This window comes from Rathayibacter sp. AY1D9 (genome assembly GCF_002932395.1).
Classification (GTDB): domain Bacteria; phylum Actinomycetota; class Actinomycetes; order Actinomycetales; family Microbacteriaceae; genus Rathayibacter.
This window is the reverse complement of the sequence record NZ_PSVQ01000049.1, coordinates 1-21,961: the sequence shown is the minus strand read 5'-3', so window position 1 is coordinate 21,961 and position 21,961 is coordinate 1. Positions and strand designations below refer to the sequence as shown.

The window sequence follows — 21,961 nt, the reverse complement described above, 5'->3', positions numbered from 1 at the left end:
GGCCCGCACCGGCGGCGCCTATCCCTGGGGCACCACCGTCATCAGTCACGGGGAGTGGGACCTTTCGGGAGGGGGCGGGTCAGTGGGTGAGACCGTAGTGCAGCGTGGGGTCGAGGTGTTCGATGTCGACGAGGCGGTTGTACTTCGCGACCCTCTCGCCGCGCGCGGGGGCGCCGGATTTGATCTGCCCGACTCCGGTTCCCACCGAGAGGTCGGCGATGAAGGTGTCGAGGGTCTCGCCGGAGCGGTGGGAGACCATGCAGCGCATGCCTGCGTCGTGCGCGGCCGCGATCGCGTCGAGGGTGCCGGTGATGGTGCCGATCTGATTGGGCTTGATGAGTGCGGCGTTGGAGTAGCCGTTGCGGGCTCCGTCGCGGATGCGGTCGGCGTCGGTGACGTAGAGGTCGTCTCCCACGGGCTGCACCCGGTCGCTGATGGCGTGGGCGAGGAGGGCCCAGCCCTCGTGGTCGTCCTCGGCGAAGCCGTCCTCGATGCTGCGGATCGGGTAGTCGGCGATCAGCTTCTCGTAGTAGCGGGCGAGTGCGTCGCGGTCGAGATCGGTGCCGGCGACGGTGTAGTGGCCGTCGCCGTGGAAGAAGCCGTTCGCGGCGGGATCCATCGCGATCGCGATGTCACCGGTGCCGGGCTGGTATCCGGCGTCGGTGATCGCTGCGACGAGGAGGTCCAGGGCGTCTTCGGGCCGGTCGATGGGGGGCGCGAAGCCGCCCTCGTCGCCGAGCCCGGAGGTGCCGTAGGCGGTGCGGACGCGGGCGGCGAGGGCGTGATAGATCTCGGCGCCGACCTGCACGGCCTCCTCCTCGGTGCCGGCGGAGACGGGGGCGATCATGAACTCTTGGAAGTCGAGGCCGTTCGCGGCGTGCGCGCCACCGTTGATGACGTTGAAGTGCGGGACGGGCAGGGAGGCGGTCGCCCCGGTGTGATCGGCGATCCACCGGTGCAGGGGCAGGCCGGTGCGCGCGGCGAAGGCGCGGGCGGCCGCGATGGAGACGGCGACGACGGAGTTCGCTCCGAGGCGGGCGAGGTTCGCGGTTCCATCCAGTGCTCGCAGCGCTTCGTCGATCTCGCGAAGCGAAGTCCAGGGGTGATCGAGCAGGAGGGCGCGGATCTCGCCGTCGACGGCCGCGACAGCGGAGCGGACTCCGCGTCCGCCGAACGCGGGGCCGCCGTCGCGCAGCTCGACCGCTTCGAACGCGCCCGTCGAGGCGCCCGCGGGGGCGGAGGCGTCCAGGACGGTGTCGTCGTCCAGACGCAGGGTGACAGCGACGGTCGGGAAGCCGCGGGAGTCGAGGATCTGCCGTGCGGCGACGTCGGTGATGACCAGCGGGTGTCCGGCGGGGTGGGTGACGTACTCGCCCGTCCCGTGGATGCTGGTGCGGGTGTGGCTGATGTAGGCGTTCATCAGGTTCCTCCTTCGTGGGCGAGCGTGATCGCCGCCCGGTCGGCTCTTGCGGGGTCGAGGTAGCGTCCGCTCCTCGAGATCGGTGTCCCGGACGGCCCGGTGTCGTACAGGTACGGCTGACCCGTCGGGATGTTCAGATCGCGGACCGCGGCATCGCCGAGGTCCTCGAGAAGGGCGCGCAGCGCGCGCAGGGAGTTGCCGTGCCCGACGATGAGCACCGTCTCGCCCTCCTGGAGGGCGGGCAGGATGCGCTCCTCGAGGAGCGGCTGCAGTCGGTGGACGACGTCGCGCAACGACTCCGTCTCCGTCATCGCCTCGGCCGGCTGCCCACGGAACGCCGCGGACCTGTGCAGCTGCACGAAGGCGGCGGCGGACAGAGCAGGCGGGCGGACGTCCATCGACCGGCGCCACTCCAGGAAAGCGTCGGCCCCGTACCGGGCTCCGACGGCGCTTGTGGACAGGCCGGTGAGCGCTCCGTAGTTGCGCTCATTCAGCCGCCACTGGGCCGCGACGATCCGCGGCCGCCCTGGAAGGGCGCCGGCGATGATCCGGGCCGATTCGGTGGAGCGTTGCAGGGTCGACGTGAGGATCAGATCGGGGTCGATCGATGCGTCCCTCAGTAGCGTCGCGGCCTGTCGCGCTTCGTCACGTCCGAGGTCGGTGAGGGGGACGTCGAGGACGCCGCAGAAGAGACCGTCGGCGTTGCCGGTGCTCTCACCGTGGCGCACGAGGACGAGCGGGGGATGCGCGGGCATGGGTCACCTACCTGGTCTCTGATCGAGAAGGTAGGAACCATCAGCCTCGGCGGCAGTTCGAGCTCACGCTCGGGCGGGATCCATCACCACTGCCGTCAGCCTACGCCCGCACCTCGGTCAGGACCAGGGCAGCGGCTCCGAATCATCGACCGGGGCGAGGGGGATCATGAGGGCCGGCCGGTGCTGACGGTGAGCGAGACGGGCGCCGACGGCACCGGAGAAGACCTCCTGCACGGTGCGACGCAGAGACGGCTCCTTCGTGCCGACAATGATCATGACCGCATCGACACGGTCCGCGAGCGTCGCCAGAGCGTGTGCAACGTCACCGGCCATCTGATGCGTCTGCCACGGGACACGGTCACCGACGATCCGGTCAAGCCGCTCGAGGATCGCAGGATCTGGAGCCAGTGGAGTGTCGCAGATGCACTGCGGGCGACACCGGCCCCTTCCCAAGGGTCCGGTCCCCGCCAGCTGCCCGCGCGTACACGTGCGGACGCGGCGGCGTACCCGAGTCGGCTGCTACTGACGAAGCGCGCCTCGGGAACGAACGGTGGGATCACGCTCGACCCGACGATCGGGGTGTCGTCGAGGATGGCACGCGGTCGAACCGATCACCACGGAGACCACCGCGCGCGAGGCGGTGAGAAGCAGCTCAGGCGCAAGGGGGTCGCGAATCGTCGTCGGCGCGGTTCACTCACTGCATGGATGGTCTGCCCTTCGTTGTTCTCGTCGTCATCTTTCTCGCCGCCGCCGCAGTGGTGTGGGTCGCCGGCATCCAGTTGTCGAAGGCCACGGACGTTCTGGACGCGCGCCTGCACCTGGGGAGTGCGCTGGGCGGTCTGATCGTTCTCGCCGTCGCGACGAACCTGCCGGAGATCGCGATCACCGTGTCCGCCGCGCTCTCCGGGAACCTGGACGTCGCGGTCGGCAACATCCTCGGCGGCATCGCGCTGCAGACCGTGGTCCTCGTCGTCCTCGACCTGTTCGGCAAGCGCGGAAAGGGTGCGAAGCCGCTCACCTACCGTGCCGCGTCCCTCACACTCGTGCTCGAGGGGCTCGTGGTCGTCGCGGTGCTCGCCGTCGTCATCGCCGGCAGCCAGCTGCCCTCCGGACTGGAAGTGCTGCGCCTGACCCCGGACGTCGTCCTCATCGCCGGCCTCTGGGTCGTCGGGCTGCTGTTCGTGCAACGCTCCGGCAAGCACCTCCCCTGGCACGAGGACGGGCGAGCCCCCGACGCGACAGCATCCCCCTCGAAGAAGAAGACGCACCCGATGAGCACACGCAAGGCGACCATCGTGTTCACGATCTCCGCCGCGGCGACCCTCCTCGCCGGTGTCGTGCTCGAGCGCGCCGGTGACGCAGCATCCTCGCAGCTCGGTCTCTCCAGGGTGCTGTTCGGAGCCACCGTGCTCGCTCTCGCCACCTCCCTCCCCGAGATCTCGACCGGGCTGCAAGCCATCAAGCAGGGCGACGACAACCTCGCCATCAGCGACATCTTCGGCGGCAACGCCTTCCTCCCCGTCCTGTTCCTCGTCGCCACCGTCCTCTCCGGCACCGCAGTCCTCCCGCAGGCGAACTCGTCCGACATCTACCTCACCGCTCTCGCCGCCCTGCTCACCCTCGTCTACATCGTCGGACTGATCTTCCGACCCACCCGCCGCATCGCCGGCATGGGAATCGACTCGTTGATCGTGCTCGCGCTCTACACCGTCGGCATCGCCGGGCTCTTCGCCATCACCGCGACATGACGTCCGCGCCGCCGTGGGCAGATCGACCAGATCGCTGTAGCTCGAGCAGACACGGCCGCTGGCGTGATCGGCGTAGCGACGAGCCGTGCACCGGTCAGCGCAACTCGTGTGCGATCTCCAGGAACGCCGCCGCGGACGACCCGATTCGATCGGACCAGATGGCGCGGAGGGGTCGCACGAGTGCTGGTCCGCGGAGGGGCACTCGTATCAGTGAGCGCGCGGCGAGATCTGTTTCGACGGTGAGGATGCTCATGACGGCGGGCGCGATGCCGGCGCGGGCGTTCGCTCGGATGATCGCCGTCGTCTCCAGGATCGCGGCGGGAGTCGTGAGCGCGAGCCCGGCGTCGTGGAGCCATGCTTCGAGGGTCGTCCGGGTGCCGGAGCCTTCCTCTCGCGTCAGCAGTGCGGTCCCGGCCAACTCCTCGGCGCCGATACTCGCCGCGCGTGCCCAGGGGTGGTCCGGTGCCACGACGACAGCGAGTTCGTCCTCCGCGACCACGTCAGAGGAGAGCGTGGCCGTGGACGCCGGTGTCTCGACGAATCCGAGCTGCGCGGCACCGGATCGCACGAGCTCTGTGACCGTGGCTGAATTGCCGGCGATCAGCTGCACACTCACCTCGGGTGTGCGCTGTCGGAATTCGAGGAGCCAGCGTGGGAGCAGCAGTTCGGCGATGGTCTGCGACGCCGCGAGAACCAGTGAGCCGGTCGGCTGTCGCAGTGCCGCCGCGCCCGCCTCGAGGCGGCGGGACGCCTCGAGGACCGGGCCGGCCAGCTCGAGCACGAGCCGGCCCGCGTCGGTCATCAGGGACCCGGTCGGAGAGCGGCGCACGAGCGGCTGCCCGATGGCGCGCTCCGCTACCCGCAGACGCGCCGAGACGGCCTGCTGGGTGACGCCGAGGGCTTCGGCAGCGCGGGAGAGCGAGCCCGCCTCGGCGACGCGTTCGAGCACCTCCAGCGTGTCGAGATCCAGGATCCGGTCCGTCAATCGCCGCGTCGCCACAAGCACTCATTGTGCCCCGCCAACACGATCGCTGTATCGGCTGGTGACGGCGATGCTCAGGCTGGAGTCATGACAACTTTCTCCCCCGCCCGCGCATCTTCCTCGATCGGGCATCCTCCGCGGTCGAGGCGCTTGTTCCGGGAGCTGGAGCATCCGGGACTGATCGTGTCGAACCTGACGCCGAACTGGTTCGCGTCGATCATGGGCACCGGCATCGTCGCGGTCGCCGCCGCGTCCCTGCCACTCCAGTTCCCCGGACTCCGTACCGGGGCCACCGTCGTCTGGGCGATCGCCGCGATGCTGCTCGTCGCGCTGACGGTCGCGACCGGGCTGCACTGGGTCCGCTACCGCGCTACAGCGATGAGGCACCACCTGAATCCGGTCCTCTCGCACTTCTACGGCGCGCCTCCCATGGCGTTCCTCACCGTCGGCGCGGGAACCCTCCTCCTCGGCAAGGACTGGATCGGCCTGCCGGCCGCTGTCACCATCGACTGGGTGCTCTGGACCGCGGGGACTCTCGGCGGGCTGGTGACGGCGGTCCTGGTGCCCTACCTCGCGTTCACCCGGCATGAGAACAAGCCCGATTCGGCGTTCGGCGGCTGGCTGATGCCGATCGTTCCGCCGATGGTGTCCGCTTCCACCGGCGCATTGCTGCTGCCGTACGCGCCCGCCGGGCAAGCGCGGGAGACGCTCCTGTGGTCCTGCTACGGCTTCTTCGGCCTCAGCCTGGTCGCGTCGCTGGTGGTGATCACCCTGATCTGGAACCGGCTCGCGCAGCACAAGGTAGGAGCGGCGGGGATGGTGCCGACGCTGTGGATCGTCCTCGGTCCGGTCGGACAGTCGATCACCGCTGTGAATCTGCTCGCCTCGAACGCGCCCACCGTCGTGGACGCCGGCATGGCGCGTGCGCTGCTGGTCGTGGCTCTGGTGTACGGCTTCGCGATGCTCGGCTTCGCGCTGCTCTGGACCGTCATCGCCCTCGCGATCACCCTCCGCACCGCGAAGGAGCACCTGCCGTTTAGTCTGACGTGGTGGTCGTTCACGTTCCCCGTCGGCACCTGCGTCACCGGACTGAACGGCCTCGCCCTGCACTCCGGTCTCACGGTCGTCGCCGGCCTCGCCGTGCTCTACTACGTCGGCCTGATCGCCGCGTGGATCATCGTCGCCGCCCGCACGTTCCACGGTTCCGTGATCCGCGGCACCCTGCTCGCACCACCGCGGCCGGCCTGACCGGGATCGAGGAGCATCGTGGATGTCCGAACCCTGAACGCCCTCGCCGAGACCTGGCGGAGTACCGCGGACGCGACCGGACGCTTCGTTCCGGGCTTCGATCCCCGCTCCGGCGGCACCGCCAGTCGCGTCCTGGTGCTGATGCAGTCACCCGGCCCTCGGACGATCGCCGCGGGATCCGCTGCCGTCTGCAGCGAAGACAACCTCGGGCCCACCGCCGCCGCGTTCCGGGCGGCCCGCATCGAGTCCGGACTCTCCCGCGACCACTACGTCCGGTGGAACCTCATCCCGTGGGAGATCCCTGGCCGCGTCCGCCCCGCGGACATCGAGCAGGGCCGGCTCGCGCTCGGTGAGCTGCTGGAGCTGCTGCCCGCGCTCGAAGCCGTCGTCACCTACGGGACCGTGGCGCTCGACGGGGTCATGCGCTATCTGACCCTGCACGATGATCCCCGTGTCGTCCCCGTCCTCGCGGCACCGCACCCCTCACCGGCCAACGGGCGTCACCGCGCCGACCAGCACCTCCGCTCCGTGAACGCGCTCCGCCTCGCGAATCGTCTCGGATCCGGTCGGCGAGTCGCAGACTGACGGCACTGAAGGGAGACGTCCGCGTCTCGGTCGTCACCGGTCGCCGTGACCGATGAGGTGTTGATCTCAGACGGCCCCCGTCCTCGAACCGCTGACGGGAACGGCATGGTCGTCCACGACGTCGACGGTGTACGCCGCGCCGTGCTCGAGCGTGTGGCCGACGGTGCACTGGCGGTCGACCGCCCGGTGGGTGCGCTCGGACAGTGAGGCGATCCGCTCGGGATCGAGCGCCGACAGGTCGGCGCGGATCACGGCGGCGATCGAGTCGTAGCGGTCCTCACCCTCGGGCTTGGTCGCGGTGATGTCGGTGGTCGCTTCGAAGTCGGCTCCGAGCCGGCTGGCGAGGATGTGGTCCGAGGAGAGCATGCCGCAGGCGGCGAGGGCGAGGTGCAGCAGCTCGCCGGGCGAGAACACGCCGTCGGCGTCCGACCCGCCGATGCGGACCTCGGCTCCTCGCGCGTTGCGGCCGATGAAGCTTCTCGGGCCCTCGCGGGTGATGTGCAGCGGCGTGGTCTCGGTGCTCATGGTCTGCTCCTGTCCGGTGCCCGCGGCACCGCGGGCAGTGTCGGTGTCTCCTGCGGGTGGGCGGTGTCTCAGGTGTCGGTGCGGACGAGGGGGGAGTTCGTGCCGCGGACCCTGATGTCGACGCCGGTGATCTCCGACCGGGCGACGCCCGTGGACGCCGCCAGGTCGACGGCGCGCCGCCCGGCCGCCGTCCAGGTGGCGACGGTGATCGTGCTGCCGTCTGTGCGGGTGATCACGAGTTCGTACTCCGCGTCGGCGGGCGCATCACCACTGTAGGTGCAGCTCCACTCCAGCCGGGTGCCCCACGGCTTCCCCTCGACCTGGATGTCCGCAGCGAGAGCGGGATCGGCCGCGATCGGGTCCATCGGTTCGAGGGTCGCCTCGCTCGCCACGGGAGCGCCCGCGATGCCCGTGCCGAGAGCGACACCTCCGAAGACGGAGGCGGTGACGGCGGCCGCGACGGCGAGGGACGTCACCAGCCGGCGCCGACGTCGGCGCGTCCGGACACGGTGGGCGATGGCGGGCAGCGTCACCATCGACGGCGGCGCCTCCTCGCCGTCGTCCGATGCGCTGATGGCGAGAGCGTCCTCGACGGAGAGGCGGCCGACGATGCCGGGCAGTCCTGCCAGCTCTGCCACGGCCGCGCGGCAGGCCGCGCAGCCGCTGAGGTGCTGCTCGTACTCGAGTCGCTGATCTGCGGGGAGAGCGCCGAGGACGTAGGACGCGTCCCAGTCGCGGTACTCGTCCTCCGTCGCAGAGCTTCCGTGGTGGTCGTTCATCGGGTGACGCCCCTTTCCTGCAGAGCCAGTCGCAGTCCGCGCAGTCCGTAGTGCAATCGAGATTTCGCTGTTCCCTCGGGGATGGAGTGCCGGCGGGCGATCTCGGGGACGGTGTGTCCGAGGAAGTACGCGTCCACCACGATCTGACGATGCTCCACCGACAGCGATGCGAGAGCGTCGGCGACCAGGATGCTGTCCAGGACCGCGTCGGTGCGATCGGGGACGGCGCCGCCGCCGTCCTCGTCCTTCGCCGGCACCTCGCGTCGGCTCCGAGCGGATCGGGCGTCGTCGATGACGAGATTGCGGGCGACGGTGAACAGCCACGCGCGAGCGGCGTCGGCGTCGCGTTCGAGGACCTGCGGGCGCTGCCAGGCCCGGACCATCGTCTCCTGCACGACGTCCTCCGTCAGCGCCGCGTTCCGAGTGAGGTTCTGCACGAAGCGCCGCAAGGCCGGGCCGTGACTCTCGTACAGCGCCGCCAGGAGCTCATCGACGGGGCGGGGCACAACGCTCACCGCCTCGAAGCGCCACGGTGCGCTCCCTCATCACGGTTGCTGCGATCACTGCCGGTCATCCCTTCCGTCCATGCCTGTCGAGAACCGGCGACCCGGCCCGACGATGCGCTTCGCTGCGCGGGGACGGGTCGCCGTCGCATCAGGACGCCGGGGTGGCGGTGCTCATGGCCGCGGCTTCCTTGTTCATCGTGCCGTCAGGGAGGAGGACGTACCAGGCGTCCTTCACACCCTGCCCGTTGACCTGGCCCGGCGCGGTGTCCTTCGCGAACCGGTAGACCGGCCATCCGTCGACGGTCAGCTGGGTCGTCCCGTCGGTGCGCGTGATCGAGCCGACCTCTCCGGTGATCCCGTCCGCGGCGGTCGTGCTGGACGCCGTCACGGCCGGCCAGGTCGTGGCGCACTCGTCGTAGCAGCTGCTGCTGCCCGAGTTCTGCGTGTCCTTCATGAACGTGTAGACGGTGTAGCCGGCCTCGTCCGTGATGATCTCGCCCAGCGGCGAGGACGCCGTCGTGAGAGCCGCCGTCTCAGCGGAGGCGGTCGCGGTGGCGGAGGCCATCGCGGTGGCGGAGGGGCTGTCGGCCGGCGCTTCCGACGAGGCGGCCGAGCCGGCGGCCGTCGAGCATCCGGCGAGAAGGACGGCGGCGAACGCCGCAGTCGTCACAGTGGTCGCGATTCGCTTGAGCATGATGCCTCCTGTAGTGCGGGGGCCGAGGTGGTCCCACCGAGGACACGACACAGCAGTCGCGGACGTTCAACGACGCGAGAAGATCGCTGGGAGAGCATCCGCGCAGCGGGCGGATTCAGTGAGAGCGACGATCCGTTGCGCGCTCCTTCGCGTGAAGGCCCGAGGCTGCGCGCTGCTCTCCACGGCGGCGTGCGAGCAGTGATCGACCGTGTGCGCGACGGCTGCGGCCTGCCCGGCCGCCCGCGCGGCAGCGGTGGCGGCCCGCTCGCCCGCCTGCGTCGCGGCGCGGGCTGCGACGTGCGCCGTGAAGGCCGCCGTGCGGCACTCGGTCATCGGAGCCTCGCCCCGCCCCCAGGCGAGGAGGACGTCGAGCGCGCGCCGGGGGCGGGCATTGTCCGGGTCCCACTCCTCGAACGCGGGGAGGGCGCGCTCCGCGCACTCCGCCGCCCACCGCGCGAGCGCCCGGTGGACCTCCGGCTCCGGATCCGCCAAGGCCGGCTCCTCCGCTCCGCTCACGGGTCTTCCTCCGATTCCGGAGCTCAGCTGGCTCTTCCCAGATGAGGGTGTAGGTCGGCCGGGAGCGTCGGTCCGCAGATAGACGTCGAGGTCTCCCGACGACGGAGGTTCCTACGCCATCCGTCCGAAAGACCTCGACGTGACCGACGCTACCCCGCCGGCCGGCTTCGGCCGCCCTGACCTGACCGCCTTCGCGTCTCATCCCAGTCGAACCTGATCGAGTCTGCTGACCCCCTCGACGAGAACGCAGCGACATCACAGCCACCCAACCCCGACCGTCCGGGAAGCCGGGACACGTCACATGACCTGTGCTGCGGGCGTGTCGAGTGGGTCGTCCAGGGGCGACGCAGGAGCGTCGACGCGACGTGCTGAGAGGTGGTTCCAGTCGAGCGCTAGGACACCGGCTACAGGCATGGCGATAGGTCAGGAACGGCGTCGCTCCCTGCGCAGGAGGGAGCGCAGAGTCTCGGCATTCGCGTAGCCGACCCGTAGCGCGATCTCGGCGGAGGTGAAGTCCGTGGTTGCTGAGAGGTGCCGAGCTCGTTCGATGCGAAGCCGTTGGACGAAGCCGAGCGGAGTGAGGTTGAGCGCCGCACGGACTCGTCGTTCGAGGGTGCGCCGGCTGGTGCCGAGCGACTGCGCGACGAAGGCGACGTTGAACGGTTCGTCCAGGCGGGCGCGCACGAAGCGTTCGAACTCGACGACGATCGGGTCCTCGTGCCGGAGATGTTCGTAGGCGACGAAGGCCGCCTGAGACGGACGCTCGTCGATGATGAGGAGCTTGGCGACATGTTGGGCCAGGTCGGGGCTGATCGATCGCACGAGTGAGAGCGCGAGGTCGATGTGGGCGAACGCGGCGCCGGCGGTGACGAGGTTCCCGTCGACCACGACCATGGTGTCGAGATCGAGGGCGACGGTCGGATAGCGCTTCAGGAACTCCGGCCCCAGGAACCAGCTGGTCGTCGCCCTCCGATGATGCATCCGTCCGGTCTCGGCGACAGCGAACACGCCGGTGCACGCCGCGGCGATCCGGGTGGTCGCCTCGTCGAGGCGCCCGAGCGAGGCGATGACCGAACGAGCATCTCGGCTCTGGAGGACGTCGTTGGTAGCGGCGGCCGTAAGGGTTCCAAGCGCAGGGACGACGACCACGTCGAACTCTCCGGACTCCGACAGCGGGTGGTCCACCGACAGGGTCATCGATGCCGTCGTGGTCACTCGCCGTTTCGGTCCGAGGATGGCGAGTTCGATCGGGTCGATCCGCGGGTCGACATCGCCGCGGGCTCCGTCGGCCACCCGCACGATGTCGATGATCGACGCGATAGCCGAACCGAAGCAGCCGTCGATCGCGATCAGTCCGATACGCATGACGTAAACAATAGCAATACTGCCGTATACGCCACTCCCCACCGGCCCTCGCTCGTCATACGCTGAACTCGTCCCACGAAGAACCCCGACGTCAAGGAGAGTCCCTCATGTCCACACCCGCATCACTTCCGTACGCCTTCGTCGCCAAGATCGTCGCGGCCGATGGACAGCACGACGCGGTCGCCGATCTGCTCGCCGGCGCTGTCGCACTCGCCAACGAAGAAGTAGGAACGATTGTCTGGTTCGCGGTCAGGACCCACGCCGACACCTTCTGGATCTTCGATGCATTCCCCGACGAAGCCGCTCGCGACGCCCACGCCAACGGCGCCATCGTCGCAGCCCTGATGGCCAACCAGCACCTCCTCGGCGCAGCACCCGAGATCCTGGCGGCCGACGTCCTCGCGTCCAAGCTCCCGTAGTCCGCCAACGCACGAGACGATCGCGCCCCGCCGAGCCGTCGCCAGGTCGCGACGCAACGCCACGCTGCGTTGCCGAGCGGTGCGAGACCTATCGGCACACGGACAGGATGCCGGCCGCGAGCGCTCAGCCGGCGAGGGGTCCGTCGCAGAGGAGAGCGACGTCGGTGTCGGGCAGAGCCGTGAGGCCAGCGCATCGCGCGACCACCAGAACGGTTCGCCGGAGCCGCCTGTCGGAATCGAACGGACGACCTCATCACGTCGGCTTTGCGTCTAACGCTTGATGCGCCCACTGGGCGAACGAGCCGCTGACCTGCGCAAACGCCGAGCGTGGAGGACGCCGCCATCCGGTGGTGACCGACGACGACCGACCAGTACCGACCGTTTCACCGGAGCTTGCGGCGGCGTCGAAGCCGAGCAAGCTCCATTCTTTCAACTCACCGCGCCCTCCTCCTCGCCGGCCCCGTCGTCGGCGAAGACGTTTCAGGGGTCTTCTCAGATGACGGTGTAGGTCGGCCGGGCGCGTCGGTCCGCAGATAGACGTCGAGGTCTCCCGACGACGGAGGTTTCTACGCCATCCATCCGAAAGACCTCGACGTGTCCGACGCTACCCCGCCGGCCGGCTTCGGCCGCCCTGACCTGACCGCCTTCGCTCGACTCGACGGCCTCGGTCTGCACACCGGCGCGGACCTGCTCACCGACAAGCAGAGCGACAGGCTACGCGCGCTGTTCGTTGATGACGCTCACGTCGAGGTCGAGGCGACCTGGGGTGTCTACCAGCGCATGATCGCCGCCTATCGCCACGAGGAAGGGCAACGTGGCCGCGAGCTCATGGAGAAGCTGATCACCGACCTCAGCGCCGGCGTCCCCAAGGTGCTCACCGAGCTCACCACCCTGGGCCGGACCCTGAAGAAGCGAGCCGCTGACGTGCTCGCCTACTTCGAACGACCCGGCACCAGCAACGGGCCGACCGAGGCGCTCAACGGACGGCTCGAACACCTGCGCGGCTCCGCACTCGGGTTCCGCAACCTGACCAACCACATCGCCCGAAGCCTGCTCGAGACCGGCGGCTTCAGACCCCAACTCCTACACCCCCGATTGGGATGAGCCGCTCAGCTCCGGCGCGGCCGCCCCGTGAAGTGCTTCACCCCGTAGACCAGGAGGAGCAGGATGCCGCTCAGCTGCAGGGCGAGCGAGAAGCCGGAGGCGAATTCACCGGCCGGCCACACCAGCCTCAGCACCAGCGCGACGAACATCGCTGTGACCCCGACGACGAACAGGACTCGATTCCGCATCCGTCGAGTCGACCATCCGCACGCGGGCCCTGGCCAACCGCCAGTGCTCAGCTCAGGCGCTCGGTCAGGTGGACGGTGACGATGTCGCCGAGGTCCTTGCCGATCGTCTTCCGCAGCTTCGCGCTGATCGACAGCATGTGACCGCCGGCGCCGGTCGGCAGCAGGCCCGCGGTCACCGGCTCGCCGTCGACGGTGGCGACCACCTTCACGGACCTCCCTGTGCCGAGCAGCTCGACGGAGCCGGGCACCTCGACGCACGACCAGAGGTCGCCCTTGACGGTGACGCCGATCGGAGCGGTGAAGGCGAGGTCCAGGGGGCCGGCGCTCATGCGCTCTCCTCCGCGGACGCCGCGCTCTCGCCGGAGGAGCCCTGCCCGCTGTACCGGTCGAGGATCTCGTCGTACATCGCGGCGTCGAGCAGACCATCGGACAGGGCCCGGCAGACCTCCTCGAACTCCCCCGGGTCGAGGGTCGTCCAGTCGAAGCCGTCGCTCGGCGATCCGGACCGGTAGCGCCAGCGGCCGAGCTCGTCGACGGCCTGCTCCCGCGTCAGCTCCCCCGCGGCGAAGCGCTGCGCGATCCCGTACGGTGTCGCGCCGGAGAAGCCGGAGCGCACGTGCGGCAGCGCGGCGGCGGTCTCGATCCCGTCGGACACCTCGTCGATCGACATGCGGACCCCTCCCGTCCGAGGGTCCACCGACCCTCCCGTCGACCCTACGACGAGACGTCGCATCCCGGTCGGGCCGGGCGACGAGCACTGCCCTCGACTTGCGGCTACCGTTCCTCCATGACCGGACGCGCCGCTACGTCCCGGCACGAGTTCCGCGTCGACTCGCGCACGCTCGTCGCCCACGACTTCCTCGGCACTCGAGCCCCCCGCGCTGTCGTCGTCTGGTGCGGAGGGACACCGCACACCGGCGCACTCCTCGCTCCCCACGTCGACGCCGCTGCGGCGCGCGGCATCCGGCTCGTCTCCGTCGCCCGTCCCGGCTTCGGCGGCTCGATGCGCACTCCCGGACGGAGCATCGCGGACGCGGCCGCCGATGTGCTCCGCGTCGCCGACCTGCTCGGGATCAAGCGCTTCGTGGTGACGGGCTACTCCGGCGGCGGCCCGCACGCACTGGCCGCCGGGGCTCTCGGAGGTGATCGCGTCCTGGGCGTCGCGACGTTCGGCAGCCCGGCGCCCTTCAGTGACGACGGAGCGTGGTTCGACGGCATGCAGGATCCGGGCGCTCTCCGCAGCGCGCGCGACGGCCGGGCTGCGCGCGAGGAGTGGGAGGAGACGGCCCGCTTCGATCCGGAGCAGTTCACCGGTGACGACTACTCGGCCCTCGACGGCCCGCTGACGGCGCTCGGCGCAGAGGCCGGACGCGCCTCGGAGCTCGAACAGGGCGGGAGCGTCGACGACGACCTCGCTCTCGTCATGCCCTGGGGAGTCGACCTCTCGCGCCTGGCGGCGCCGGTCCTCCTCCTCCACGGCGCCGCGGACAGGGTGGTCCCGGTCGCGCACGCGGAGCGGATCCGCCGCCTCCACCCGGCCGCGGAGCTCACGATCCGGCCCGGTCGAGGCCACATCGGCGTCCTGCTCGACTGGCCGGACGTCCTCGACCGCCTCCTCGCGGACGGGTTCCCCGGGGACCGCTCCGGCAGCGGAGGCTGAGCGTCTCATCGCGGCCGGCAGCGGATCCGACGCGGAAGGTGGGCCTGGAAGGGCCACGCTTCGGGAGGGCTCCCTCCGCGAGGATCACGGCATGGCCCCCCACACGGATCCCCGCCGATGACTCTGCAGGACCTCGCCGACGAGCTCGCCCAGGCTCTCGACCGCCCGGTGACGATCGAGGACGCCTCGAGCCGGGTACTGGTGGCGACGCGCGCGCGCGAGGAGGCGCCCCGCGACGGGGTGTTCCCCGTCCAGGATCCGCGGGGCCGGCTCGCGACCCTCCTCCTCCCCCGGGAGCGGCCCGCACCGCTCACTCCGGCCGAGTACTCGCTCATCGACGCGGCCGTCGGAGCGATCCGCCGCCTCCTCGGCCCCTCGACGCGGGCGGGCGGCAGCTCCCGGCGCGCGGACGTCCTCGCGGCGCTCCTGTCGGGCGACGGCGGCACCCGGCGCGCCTCCTTCGCCGAGGCGGTCGAGCGCCGCTGGCTGCGCCGGGACGCCCAGACCGTGGTCCGCGCGGTGCGGCTGACCGGCCCGACCGGCTCCCTGCAGCGGACGGCGCTGGCGCGGCGGATCGACGCGAGCGCCGCCTCCGGCCTGACGTTCCTCGGCGACCAGGAGGGCGTGCTGTTCTTCGTGAGCGTGGAGGCGCCCGAGGCCGCCGCGGAGGCGGACGACGTCCTGCGGGCGGAGGCGCGCGGCCGCGGCACGGCCGTCGACGCGATCGGCTCGGCGCGCTTCGACGTCCGCGACGACGACCTCCTGCCGACTGCCGAGCGGGCCGCTCTCGCGGCGACCATCGTCGGCTCCCTGCCCGACGGCCGTGGCCGGGCCGACATCGCCGAGCTCGGGGCCTGGGTGCTCCTCGCCTCGATCGGGGCGGACAGCTCGCAGCTCGCCATGCTCTCGCCGGCCGCGGCGACGCTGCTCGAGCGGGGCGACGAGGTGCAGCGGCGGACCGTGGAGGCCTACCTCGACGTGCGCGGCAGCGTGCGGGAGGCGTGCGGGCTCCTCCACATCCACCGCACCACGCTCTACTACCGTCTCGACAACCTGCCCGAGGCGGTCCGGGACGCGCTCGACGACGGCCTCGCCCGCAGCACGCTGCACCTCTGCCTCAAGCTGATGAAGTTCCGCGACGGGCTCGAGCGGCGGCGTGCCTCGTGATTGTGCCCGGGGACCTCCCGCAGGTCCGCCTCTACGGGCGGCGCGAGAGCCGCGACGCGTGGGAGATCCGCGACCTCCTCTCGCGCAGCGTCGTCTCGTTCTCGTGGACGCCGATCGACACGGACGAGCAGTGCCTCGCCGTCGCGGGGCATCCGCTCGCCACCGCGTCGCTCCCCCTCGTGGTGTTCCCGGACGGCAGCCGCGCCTCCGATCCGACGCTCGCCGAGGTCGCGGCCCGGCTCGGCTGGGTGGGCTCGCCGCGGCTCGCGGAGTACGACCTCTCCATCTACGGAGCCGGCCCGGCCGGGCTCTCGGCCGCCGTGTACGCCGCCTCGGAGGGGCTGAAGGTCGTGGTCCTCGAGCGCTCGGCGATCGGCGGGCAGGCCGGCTCCAGCAGCCTGATCGAGAACTACCTCGGCTTCCCGCACGGGATCGCGGGAGCCGATCTGGCCGAGCGCGCGCGGCAGCAGGCCGTCTCCTTCGGCGCCGAGCTGCTGCGGATGCGCGAGGGGATCGGCGGGCGCTTCGCCGACGACCGGATCCACGCGCTGCTCGCCGACGGGACGACCGTCGTCGCCCGCACCAACATCTGCGCCACGGGCATCCAGTGGCGCCGGCTCGGCCTCGAGCGCGAGGACGAGCTGCTCGGCGTCGGCCTCTACTACGGTGCCGGCACGAGCGAGGCGCCGCTCTGCGAGGGCGAGGACGTCGTGGTCGTCGGAGGCGGCAACTCGGCCGGGCAGGCCGTGATGAACCTCTCGGCGCACGCGCGACACGTGACCATGCTGGTCCGCGGCCCGGATCTGGCCGACAGCCTCTCCTCCTACCTCGCGGAGCGCGTCGTCCGGCAGCCGAACGTGACGATCCTGCTCGACTCGCGCGTCACCCGCCTGCACGGCGCCGACGCCCTCGAGTCGATCGAGGTCGAGAACTCGGCGACCGGCGCGCACGGGGCGCTGGCCACCTCCCACCTCTTCGTCTGCATCGGCGGCGAGCCGGACACCACGTGGGCGGCGGAGACCGCGATCGTCCGCGACTCCGGCGGCTACCTCGTGACGGGACCTGACCTCGCCGGCGAGCACGCGGCTCGCGACTGGCCGCTCGAGCGGGCGCCGTTCTACCTCGAGACCAGCGTCCCCGGCTCCTTCGCCGCGGGGGACGTGCGCCGCAGCTCGGTCAAGCGCGTCGCCTCCGCCGTCGGCGAGGGCGCGATGGCCGTCACCTTCGCCCACCGCCACCTGCAGGAGACCTCGTGAGCCGCCGGCTGCCGACGGTGCGCCACGGCGTCGGCTTCTGGATCGTCGCCGCGACCTTCCTGCTCGTGATGGCGTACTCGACGGTGCCGACACCCCTCTACCCGCTCTACCAGCAGCTCGACGGCTTCCCGCCGTTCGTGATCACGGTCGTCTTCGCCGCCTACGCGGTCGGAGTGATCGTGAGCCTGTACCTCGCCGGTCACGTCAGCGACTGGCTCGGCCGCCGCCGAGTGCTGCTGATCGCGGTGCTCGTCTCGGCGATCTCGGCCGTGCTCTTCTCGCTGACGACGGAGGTGCCGGGGCTGATCGTCGCCCGCTTCGTCAACGGCGTCAGCATCGGGATGCTCACCGCCACCGCCACCGCGCACCTCGGCGAGCTGCGCGCCCGCGCCCGGCCGGACGAGAACACGATCGTCGCCGCGTCGATCTCGGGCGCGGTGAACCTCGGCGGACTCTCGCTGGGCCCGCTGCTCGGAGGGGTCTTCGCCGAGTTCCTGCCCGATCCGCTCCTCCTGCCGCACCAGGTGTTCCTGGTCGCGCTGCTCGTGGCGGGCCTGGCGCTGCTCCTCGTGCCCGAGACGGTCGACGTGCCGGAGACGGCGCCCCCTACCGGCCGCAGCGGCTCTCGGTGCCGGCGGACGCGCGCCGGGCGTTCCTGCTCGCGGCGTTCGGAGCGTTCTCGGCCTTCTCCGTCCTCGGCCTCTTCACCTCGCTCGCACCGACGTTCCTGGTGCAGACCTTCCAGGTGCGCGACCACCTGCTGGCCGGCGCGACGTCCTTCGCCGTGTTCGCCTCCGCGGCCCTCGGCCAGCTGCTGCTCGTGAAGGTGGGGATACGCCTGCAGCTCTCGATCGCGGTGGCGGGCTGCGCGGTCGGGCTGGCGGCGGTCGCGGCCGGAGCGATCGCTCCGCAGCTGGGAGTGTTCCTCGCCGGGGCCGTCGTCTCGGGCTTCGGGGTGGGGCTGCTCTTCAAGGGCTCGATCGGCACGGCGGTCGCCCTCGCGGATCCCGCCCGCCGGGGCGAGACCCTGGCGGTGGTGTTCCTGGTCGCGTACACGGGGCTCGCGGTGCCCGCACTGGCGGCGGGAGCGGCGCTCAACCTCGTCGCCGCGACGACGGTGCTGACGGTGTTCGCGGCGCTCGTGCTGGCGGCGACCGCGACGGCCGGCGTGCTGCTGCGCGCCCGCAGCGCGGCGGCCGGGCGATGAGCGGCGGAGCGGGGCGGCGCTGCGGGGTGCGGGCCGGCGGCCGTCCGGGTGCCGGCCGCGTGCACCCCGGACGGCCGCCCGCCGCATCAGAAGTCCTCGCGCCGCTCCTGCTCGGCCTCGGCGGCCGGCTCGAGCGCGGCGAGATCCCCGAGCGCGAGGCGCAGCTGGCGCAGCAGCCACTCCTCGGTCAGCGCACCCGCGTCGAGCGCGTCCAGCCGGCGGAGGCGCTCGGCGGCCGACCCGGTGAGGTCGGCGGGCGTCCCGGCGCTCATGCGCCGTACCCCGCTCCGCGGAGCAGGCGGCGCAGGTCGACGAGCTGCTGCTCGTCCACGTCCTTGTGGTGCGGCCGGTGGAGGGTCTCGGTCGTCGAGCCGACCGTCACCGAGAAGGCGCCGTCGTGCTTCTCGTGGACGGTGCCGACGGCCTCGAGCAGCGTCAGCACGTCCGCCCAGAGGACGTTGTGGCTCGGCGAGTCCTCGAGCAGCCGCTCGAGGGTGTCTCGCTGGTTCGAGTGGAGGTGGCGGGTGTCGATCATGAACGGCCCTTCGGTGTCTGCGCACGCGCCCCGGTGGCGGTGCTCGGCGTCGCGTCCGACGGTAGGCGCGCGGGTGGAGCCGGTGCGCGAGTCGGATGACTCGAAGAGCGGACGCCGCGGGGCGGCCCCGCGAGAGGTGCGGCCGTGAATCCGGAGCCGGGCGACCGCCTCGACGAGGAGGACTCTCCCCGCACGCCCGCGCTGCCCGAGGCCGCCGTCTCCGCCGCGTCGCTCCCGGACCGGCCGGCCGCGTTCCTCAACGCCCTGCTGACCGAGCACTTCGTGCTGGAGTCGGCGCGCGGGATCACCGTGACGGAGTCGAGCAGCCGCGCCTCGCTCTACCTGACGATGCTCTCCAGCTCGCTCGTGGCCTTCGGCTTCCTCGCCCCGACCCGGTACGCGATGGGGTTCCTCGCGGTGATCATCCCGGTCGTCGTGCTGCTGGGGGTGTTCACCTACGAGCGGCTGGTGCAGACCTCGATGGAGGACATCGCCGCGCTGACGGCCATCCAGCGCATCCGCCGCTACTACGGAACCCTGCTGCCGGGCGCGGGCGCCTACTTCGCGGTGCCGCGCGGCCGACACGCGCCGAACGAGCTGCTCGAGATCGGCCGGCGGCAGAGCTGGCGGGGCATCTTCTTCACGATGTCCTCGGCGATCGCGGTGGTCAACTCGATCGTGGCGGGCGCCGGAGTCGCGCTCGCGCTGACGCAGAGCGGCGCGGACGAGGTCCCCGCGATCGCGTGCGGGATGGCGGCCGCCGTCGTCCTCGCCGTGCTGCACGGGGTGTACCAGTTCCACCGCTACCGGCAGATGCGGCTGCGGATCGCCGAGGCGGAGGCGCTGGACGGTGTCGAGAGGGGGTGACGGGGCGGGGTCCGGCCGGCGGGCGGGGTCCGGAGCTGACGGGCGTCGTTCAGGCGCGGCGTCGGCCGCCGGCTGGTCAGCTGGCTCCGACCTGCTCCCGCGACTGCTCCCGCGACTGCTCGAGAGTTGTCGCAGTCGACGCCCAGTGCGACAACTCCTGGACTCTCGTGGCGATCGCTCGTCGGCGGGCCGCCGCGAACATTCAGCAGTCGCCGTGGTCGGTCGCGAGCACGGCGACTCCTGGCTACTCGCCGCCTGTGGACAAGCGTTGGGTGTCGGCGGCTCCGACGGCCGCGGCTGCTCGAGAGTTGTCGCAGTCGACGCCCAGTGCGACAACTCCTGGACTCTCGTGGCGATCGCTCCTCGGCGGGCCGCCGCGACCATCCAGAAGTCGCCGTGGTCGGTCGCGAGCACGGCGACTTCTGGCTGCACGCCGCCTGCGGACGTGCGCAGGGAGCCGGCGGCCGGCGACTGTCCAGGAGTTGTCGCAGTCGATGCCGAGTGCGACAACTCCTGGACTCTCGCGAAAGTCCTGCGCTCTCGCGGAGGCGCGCGGCTCAGCCGCGCTCGGCGCGCTCGGCGAGGAGGTACTGCCAGTCGCGCGGCACGCGGTCCTTCGGCCCCGGGGTGGTCTGGCTCGCCGGGTGGCTCTGCGGGTCGGCCAGGGCGGGGCCGTCGGCGTAGTCGTCGGTCCGGTAGTCCCAGAACCAGTCCTCGCCGGGCTCGAAGCTGCGGATGACCGCGTGGCCGGTCGAGTGGTAGTGGGCCGTCGCGTGGCGGTTCAGCGAGTCGTCGCAGCAGCCGATGTGCCCGCAGAGCGCGCAGCGGCGCAGGTGCAGCCACCACGAGCCGGACTGCTCGCACTCGACGCAGCCGGGGCCGCTCGGCGGGACGGAGGGGTCGATCATCTGCTGCGACGTCATGCGCTCAGCATGCGCCTCCCGCGGCGGCAGGCACCAGGTCGGATGACTCGATCCTGCGGCTCCGTCACGCGCTCCGGGCGTCCTCGAGGCGGAGGAGCGCGTCGCGGAGCCCGGCCCGCGAGGTCACCCCGAGCTTGGGGAAGATCCGGTACAGGTGCCCGCTGACGGTGCGGGGCGAGACGAAGAGCTGCTGGGCGATCTGCTTGTTCGACAGGCCGGCGGCGGCCAGGGAGACCACGCGCCGCTCCTGCTCGCTGAGGTCGGCGGCGACCGGCGCCTCCCCCGCTCCGCCCGCCGCCCGCAGCTCGTGCTGGGCGCGGGCGAGCCAGAGCTCGGCCCCCACCGCGGCGAATCCCGCGGCGGCCTGGCGGAACCGGGTGCGCGCCTCCAGCGGGCGCATCCGGCGGCGCAGCCACTCGCCGTGGCAGAGCTGGACGCGCGCCCGCTCGAACGGCCACTCCTCGGAGGCCGGGTCGAGGGAGCGCTCGAAGAGGGCGCCCGCGCCGCCGGTCTGATCGAGGACCGCGGTCGCCGCGAGGGCGAGCATCCGCCCGCGGGGAGCGAGGGGCCGCGCGGCGAGGTCCGCCGCGGCCGTCGCCAGCTCGGCGCAGTGCTCGGGCAGGCGGAGGCGCGAGGCGGCCTCGGCGGCGTCGAGGAGCTCCAGCGGATCGCCGCCGGCGCGGGAGGAGGAGCGGGCGTGCGCCTCCTCGAAACGGCCGCCGCCGAGGTCGAGCGAGCACAGGGCGTGATCGGCGGCGCGCGCGACCGACGCCGCTCCGTGCCGCAGCGCCCAGGCCGTCGCGCGCTCGGCGCACTCGAGGGTGCGTGCCCGGTCGCCCTGCACGGCGTGGACCCGGGCGCGAGTCGCGTCGATCAGCGCGCGCACGGCGGGCAGGTCGTCGGCGCGGGCGGCGGCGCGGTCGAGGTCGGCCGAGGCGTCGTCGAGGCGACCGCCGTCGAGTGCGGTGGTGCCGCGGCGGAGGAGGGCGAGGGCGCCGCGTAGGCCGTCCGCCTCCTCCCCGCCGTCGAGGAGCCCGGCGAGGCGGTCGCGGCGCTCGTCCGAGACCTCGAGCAGCGACCAGGCGAGGTGCAGCGCGACCGTCTTCCACGGGTCGCCCGTGACCGCGGAGTCCTCGGCGAGCCGCAGGCGACGCTCCCACTCCTCGTCCGGGACCGGCTGCACGCAGGCCTCCACGAGGCGCAGGACGGGATCGAGGGGGTGCTCCTCGCCGACGGCGAGCGCCTCCTGCCACCATGCGGGATCGCCGCGGAGCATGCAGGCGAGGTGGAGAACGGTCGCCAGCAGGTCGGCGGCGGCGTCGTGAGGGGCGACGCGGTCGGCGGAGAGGCTGCCGGCGTCGCCGCGGGAGGCGTCGGTCTCGGCGGGAGCGACACCACAGACAGGAGAGTCACCGCCGACAGGAGAGTCACCGCCGTCGGCGAGGAGCACCCCCTCGATCCCGTCCTGCGCCTCGTGGAGGCCTGCGTGCAGCCGGTCCCGGACGAGGAGTG

27 protein-coding genes, 2 pseudogenes and 1 riboswitch are annotated in these 21,961 nt (G+C 71.7%); of the genes and pseudogenes, 11 read left to right on the top strand and 18 right to left on the bottom strand.

Features of this window, described 5'->3' with window-relative positions:
• Positions 1–79: 79 nt before the first annotated feature.
• The 3 genes from eno to C5C50_RS15335 form a co-directional block, all read right to left on the bottom strand.
• Positions 80–1,420 carry a phosphopyruvate hydratase gene (eno, locus tag C5C50_RS15345; RefSeq protein WP_104273838.1) on the bottom strand — a complete coding sequence of 447 codons (1,341 nt, stop codon included), beginning with the start codon at positions 1,418–1,420 and terminating at the stop codon, positions 80–82.
• Positions 1,420–2,175 carry a 2,3-diphosphoglycerate-dependent phosphoglycerate mutase gene (locus tag C5C50_RS15340; protein ID WP_104273837.1) on the bottom strand — a complete coding sequence of 252 codons (756 nt, stop codon included), beginning with the start codon at positions 2,173–2,175 and terminating at the stop codon, positions 1,420–1,422. The genes eno and C5C50_RS15340 overlap by 1 nt, the downstream gene beginning before the upstream one ends.
• Before the next feature lie 24 nt (positions 2,176–2,199).
• A riboswitch (Fluoride riboswitch) is annotated at positions 2,200–2,272 on the bottom strand.
• A gap of 20 nt (positions 2,273–2,292) precedes the next feature.
• A complete protein-coding gene (locus tag C5C50_RS15335) occupies positions 2,293–2,451 on the bottom strand; it encodes a hypothetical protein (RefSeq protein WP_181027259.1) in 159 nt (52 codons plus the stop codon).
• 425 nt (positions 2,452–2,876) lie between these two features.
• Here C5C50_RS15335 and C5C50_RS15330 point away from each other — a divergent pair, with 425 nt between their 5' ends.
• The gene (locus C5C50_RS15330; RefSeq protein ID WP_104273836.1) at positions 2,877–3,923 is read left to right on the top strand and encodes a sodium:calcium antiporter; all 1,047 of its coding nucleotides are present in this window, start codon (positions 2,877–2,879) and stop codon (positions 3,921–3,923) included.
• Positions 3,924–4,017: 94 nt separating this feature from the next.
• On the opposite strand, the gene C5C50_RS15325 is transcribed toward C5C50_RS15330, so the two are convergent.
• Together C5C50_RS15325 and C5C50_RS17395 are read right to left on the bottom strand one after the other, a co-directional pair.
• Positions 4,018–4,704 carry a LysR substrate-binding domain-containing protein gene (locus C5C50_RS15325; RefSeq protein ID WP_258065240.1) on the bottom strand — a complete coding sequence of 229 codons (687 nt, stop codon included), beginning with the start codon at positions 4,702–4,704 and terminating at the stop codon, positions 4,018–4,020.
• A gap of 15 nt (positions 4,705–4,719) precedes the next feature.
• Positions 4,720–4,923: pseudogene (locus C5C50_RS17395) on the bottom strand (LysR family transcriptional regulator); the annotation flags it as partial.
• Between the two features lie 165 nt (positions 4,924–5,088).
• Between C5C50_RS17395 and C5C50_RS15320 the strand changes: the two are divergent.
• Both C5C50_RS15320 and C5C50_RS15315 read left to right on the top strand, forming a co-directional pair.
• Complete coding sequence (locus tag C5C50_RS15320; protein WP_258067785.1) at positions 5,089–6,153, top strand: TDT family transporter; 1,065 nt, start codon at positions 5,089–5,091, stop codon at positions 6,151–6,153.
• Between the two features lie 18 nt (positions 6,154–6,171).
• Entirely contained in the window at positions 6,172–6,738 is a 567-nt protein-coding gene (locus C5C50_RS15315) for a uracil-DNA glycosylase family protein (RefSeq protein ID WP_258062371.1), read from the top strand.
• A 66-nt stretch (positions 6,739–6,804) separates the two neighbouring features.
• Here the strand turns inward: C5C50_RS15315 and C5C50_RS15310 are convergent, their stop codons facing one another.
• From C5C50_RS15310 to C5C50_RS15285, 6 genes are all read right to left on the bottom strand, one after another.
• Complete coding sequence (locus tag C5C50_RS15310) at positions 6,805–7,263, bottom strand: OsmC family protein (protein ID WP_104261244.1); 459 nt, start codon at positions 7,261–7,263, stop codon at positions 6,805–6,807.
• A gap of 68 nt (positions 7,264–7,331) precedes the next feature.
• Entirely contained in the window at positions 7,332–8,042 is a 711-nt protein-coding gene (locus C5C50_RS15305) for an anti-sigma factor (protein WP_104257433.1), read from the bottom strand.
• On the bottom strand, positions 8,039–8,548 hold the full coding sequence (locus C5C50_RS15300) for a sigma-70 family RNA polymerase sigma factor (RefSeq protein ID WP_056865923.1): 510 nt from the start codon (positions 8,546–8,548) through the stop codon (positions 8,039–8,041). The genes C5C50_RS15305 and C5C50_RS15300 overlap by 4 nt, the downstream gene beginning before the upstream one ends.
• Positions 8,549–8,696: 148 nt before the next feature.
• A complete protein-coding gene (locus C5C50_RS15295) occupies positions 8,697–9,242 on the bottom strand; it encodes a hypothetical protein (RefSeq protein ID WP_104257434.1) in 546 nt (181 codons plus the stop codon).
• A gap of 66 nt (positions 9,243–9,308) precedes the next feature.
• Positions 9,309–9,734, bottom strand: a complete 426-nt coding sequence (locus C5C50_RS16755; protein ID WP_146085918.1) for a putative immunity protein — start codon at positions 9,732–9,734, stop codon at positions 9,309–9,311.
• A 447-nt stretch (positions 9,735–10,181) separates the two neighbouring features.
• Positions 10,182–11,123: a GlxA family transcriptional regulator gene (locus tag C5C50_RS15285; protein WP_053548963.1), complete on the bottom strand. Its 942-nt coding sequence runs from the start codon at positions 11,121–11,123 to the stop codon at positions 10,182–10,184.
• 107 nt (positions 11,124–11,230) lie between these two features.
• On the opposite strand from C5C50_RS15285, the gene C5C50_RS15280 reads away from it, so the two are divergent.
• Together C5C50_RS15280 and C5C50_RS15270 are read left to right on the top strand one after the other, a co-directional pair.
• Entirely contained in the window at positions 11,231–11,542 is a 312-nt protein-coding gene (locus C5C50_RS15280; protein WP_033107114.1) for a putative quinol monooxygenase, read from the top strand.
• A 669-nt stretch (positions 11,543–12,211) separates the two neighbouring features.
• Positions 12,212–12,646 (top strand): annotated as a pseudogene (locus C5C50_RS15270) (transposase); the annotation flags it as partial.
• A gap of 5 nt (positions 12,647–12,651) precedes the next feature.
• On the opposite strand, the gene C5C50_RS15265 reads toward C5C50_RS15270, so the two are convergent.
• From C5C50_RS15265 to C5C50_RS15255, 3 genes are read right to left on the bottom strand one after another with little or no spacing between them, the layout of a single operon-like run.
• The gene (locus C5C50_RS15265; protein WP_104224784.1) at positions 12,652–12,834 is read right to left on the bottom strand and encodes a hypothetical protein; all 183 of its coding nucleotides are present in this window, start codon (positions 12,832–12,834) and stop codon (positions 12,652–12,654) included.
• Positions 12,835–12,881: 47 nt separating this feature from the next.
• Positions 12,882–13,163: a DUF1905 domain-containing protein gene (locus C5C50_RS15260; protein ID WP_104273833.1), complete on the bottom strand. Its 282-nt coding sequence runs from the start codon at positions 13,161–13,163 to the stop codon at positions 12,882–12,884.
• A complete protein-coding gene (locus C5C50_RS15255; RefSeq protein WP_104227436.1) occupies positions 13,160–13,504 on the bottom strand; it encodes a hypothetical protein in 345 nt (114 codons plus the stop codon). Before C5C50_RS15255 ends, C5C50_RS15260 begins: the two co-directional genes overlap by 4 nt.
• A 117-nt stretch (positions 13,505–13,621) precedes the next feature.
• On the opposite strand from C5C50_RS15255, the gene C5C50_RS15250 reads away from it, so the two are divergent.
• From C5C50_RS15250 to C5C50_RS17195, 5 genes are all read left to right on the top strand, one after another.
• Positions 13,622–14,494, top strand: coding sequence for an alpha/beta fold hydrolase (locus tag C5C50_RS15250; protein WP_104273832.1), 873 nt, complete (start codon positions 13,622–13,624; stop codon positions 14,492–14,494).
• A gap of 117 nt (positions 14,495–14,611) precedes the next feature.
• Positions 14,612–15,661 (top strand): helix-turn-helix domain-containing protein, encoded by a 1,050-nt coding sequence (locus tag C5C50_RS15245; protein ID WP_104273831.1) that lies wholly within the window; start codon positions 14,612–14,614, stop codon positions 15,659–15,661.
• Positions 15,662–15,663: 2 nt separating this feature from the next.
• Positions 15,664–16,917, top strand: a complete 1,254-nt coding sequence (locus C5C50_RS15240) for an NAD(P)/FAD-dependent oxidoreductase (protein WP_104273830.1) — start codon at positions 15,664–15,666, stop codon at positions 16,915–16,917.
• Complete coding sequence (locus tag C5C50_RS17200) at positions 16,914–17,741, top strand: MFS transporter (RefSeq protein WP_219814115.1); 828 nt, start codon at positions 16,914–16,916, stop codon at positions 17,739–17,741. Before C5C50_RS15240 ends, C5C50_RS17200 begins: the two co-directional genes overlap by 4 nt.
• On the top strand, positions 17,648–18,124 hold the full coding sequence (locus C5C50_RS17195) for a hypothetical protein (RefSeq protein ID WP_219814114.1): 477 nt from the start codon (positions 17,648–17,650) through the stop codon (positions 18,122–18,124). The genes C5C50_RS17200 and C5C50_RS17195 overlap by 94 nt, the downstream gene beginning before the upstream one ends.
• Before the next feature lie 86 nt (positions 18,125–18,210).
• Here C5C50_RS17195 and C5C50_RS15230 read toward each other — a convergent pair whose 3' ends face one another.
• Together C5C50_RS15230 and C5C50_RS15225 are read right to left on the bottom strand one after the other, a co-directional pair.
• Positions 18,211–18,396 (bottom strand): hypothetical protein, encoded by a 186-nt coding sequence (locus C5C50_RS15230; protein ID WP_104224778.1) that lies wholly within the window; start codon positions 18,394–18,396, stop codon positions 18,211–18,213.
• Positions 18,393–18,659 (bottom strand): hypothetical protein, encoded by a 267-nt coding sequence (locus tag C5C50_RS15225; protein WP_104224777.1) that lies wholly within the window; start codon positions 18,657–18,659, stop codon positions 18,393–18,395. The genes C5C50_RS15230 and C5C50_RS15225 overlap by 4 nt, the downstream gene beginning before the upstream one ends.
• A gap of 144 nt (positions 18,660–18,803) precedes the next feature.
• Here C5C50_RS15225 and C5C50_RS15220 point away from each other — a divergent pair, with 144 nt between their 5' ends.
• Positions 18,804–19,526: a hypothetical protein gene (locus C5C50_RS15220; RefSeq protein WP_104224776.1), complete on the top strand. Its 723-nt coding sequence runs from the start codon at positions 18,804–18,806 to the stop codon at positions 19,524–19,526.
• Positions 19,527–20,083: 557 nt separating this feature from the next.
• Here C5C50_RS15220 and C5C50_RS15215 read toward each other — a convergent pair.
• A complete protein-coding gene (locus tag C5C50_RS15215) occupies positions 20,084–20,449 on the bottom strand; it encodes a UBP-type zinc finger domain-containing protein (RefSeq protein ID WP_104227372.1) in 366 nt (121 codons plus the stop codon).
• A gap of 64 nt (positions 20,450–20,513) precedes the next feature.
• The coding region (locus C5C50_RS15210) for a LuxR C-terminal-related transcriptional regulator (RefSeq protein WP_146085917.1) at positions 20,514–21,961 on the bottom strand (1,448 nt) is incomplete at its 5' end.

What these genes read in the sequence shown, in the direction of transcription:
- eno (WP_104273838.1), bottom strand. Translation starts at nt 1,420, where the DNA reads ATGAACGCCTACATCAGCCACACCCGCACCAGCATCCACGGGACGGGC.
- C5C50_RS15260 (WP_104273833.1), bottom strand. Translation starts at nt 13,163, where the DNA reads ATGAGCGCCGGCCCCCTGGACCTCGCCTTCACCGCTCCGATCGGCGTC.
- C5C50_RS15330 (WP_104273836.1), top strand. Translation starts at nt 2,877, where the DNA reads ATGGATGGTCTGCCCTTCGTTGTTCTCGTCGTCATCTTTCTCGCCGCC.
- C5C50_RS15250 (WP_104273832.1), top strand. Translation starts at nt 13,622, where the DNA reads ATGACCGGACGCGCCGCTACGTCCCGGCACGAGTTCCGCGTCGACTCG.
- C5C50_RS15265 (WP_104224784.1), bottom strand. Translation starts at nt 12,834, where the DNA reads ATGCGGAATCGAGTCCTGTTCGTCGTCGGGGTCACAGCGATGTTCGTC.
- C5C50_RS15335 (WP_181027259.1), bottom strand. Translation starts at nt 2,451, where the DNA reads ATGATCATTGTCGGCACGAAGGAGCCGTCTCTGCGTCGCACCGTGCAG.
- C5C50_RS15245 (WP_104273831.1), top strand. Translation starts at nt 14,612, where the DNA reads ATGACTCTGCAGGACCTCGCCGACGAGCTCGCCCAGGCTCTCGACCGC.
- C5C50_RS15340 (WP_104273837.1), bottom strand. Translation starts at nt 2,175, where the DNA reads ATGCCCGCGCATCCCCCGCTCGTCCTCGTGCGCCACGGTGAGAGCACC.
- C5C50_RS15305 (WP_104257433.1), bottom strand. Translation starts at nt 8,042, where the DNA reads ATGAACGACCACCACGGAAGCTCTGCGACGGAGGACGAGTACCGCGAC.
- C5C50_RS15310 (WP_104261244.1), bottom strand. Translation starts at nt 7,263, where the DNA reads ATGAGCACCGAGACCACGCCGCTGCACATCACCCGCGAGGGCCCGAGA.
- C5C50_RS15285 (WP_053548963.1), bottom strand. Translation starts at nt 11,123, where the DNA reads ATGCGTATCGGACTGATCGCGATCGACGGCTGCTTCGGTTCGGCTATC.
- C5C50_RS15295 (WP_104257434.1), bottom strand. Translation starts at nt 9,242, where the DNA reads ATGCTCAAGCGAATCGCGACCACTGTGACGACTGCGGCGTTCGCCGCC.
- C5C50_RS15215 (WP_104227372.1), bottom strand. Translation starts at nt 20,449, where the DNA reads ATGACGTCGCAGCAGATGATCGACCCCTCCGTCCCGCCGAGCGGCCCC.
- C5C50_RS15280 (WP_033107114.1), top strand. Translation starts at nt 11,231, where the DNA reads ATGTCCACACCCGCATCACTTCCGTACGCCTTCGTCGCCAAGATCGTC.
- C5C50_RS15255 (WP_104227436.1), bottom strand. Translation starts at nt 13,504, where the DNA reads ATGTCGATCGACGAGGTGTCCGACGGGATCGAGACCGCCGCCGCGCTG.
- C5C50_RS15225 (WP_104224777.1), bottom strand. Translation starts at nt 18,659, where the DNA reads ATGATCGACACCCGCCACCTCCACTCGAACCAGCGAGACACCCTCGAG.
- C5C50_RS15230 (WP_104224778.1), bottom strand. Translation starts at nt 18,396, where the DNA reads ATGAGCGCCGGGACGCCCGCCGACCTCACCGGGTCGGCCGCCGAGCGC.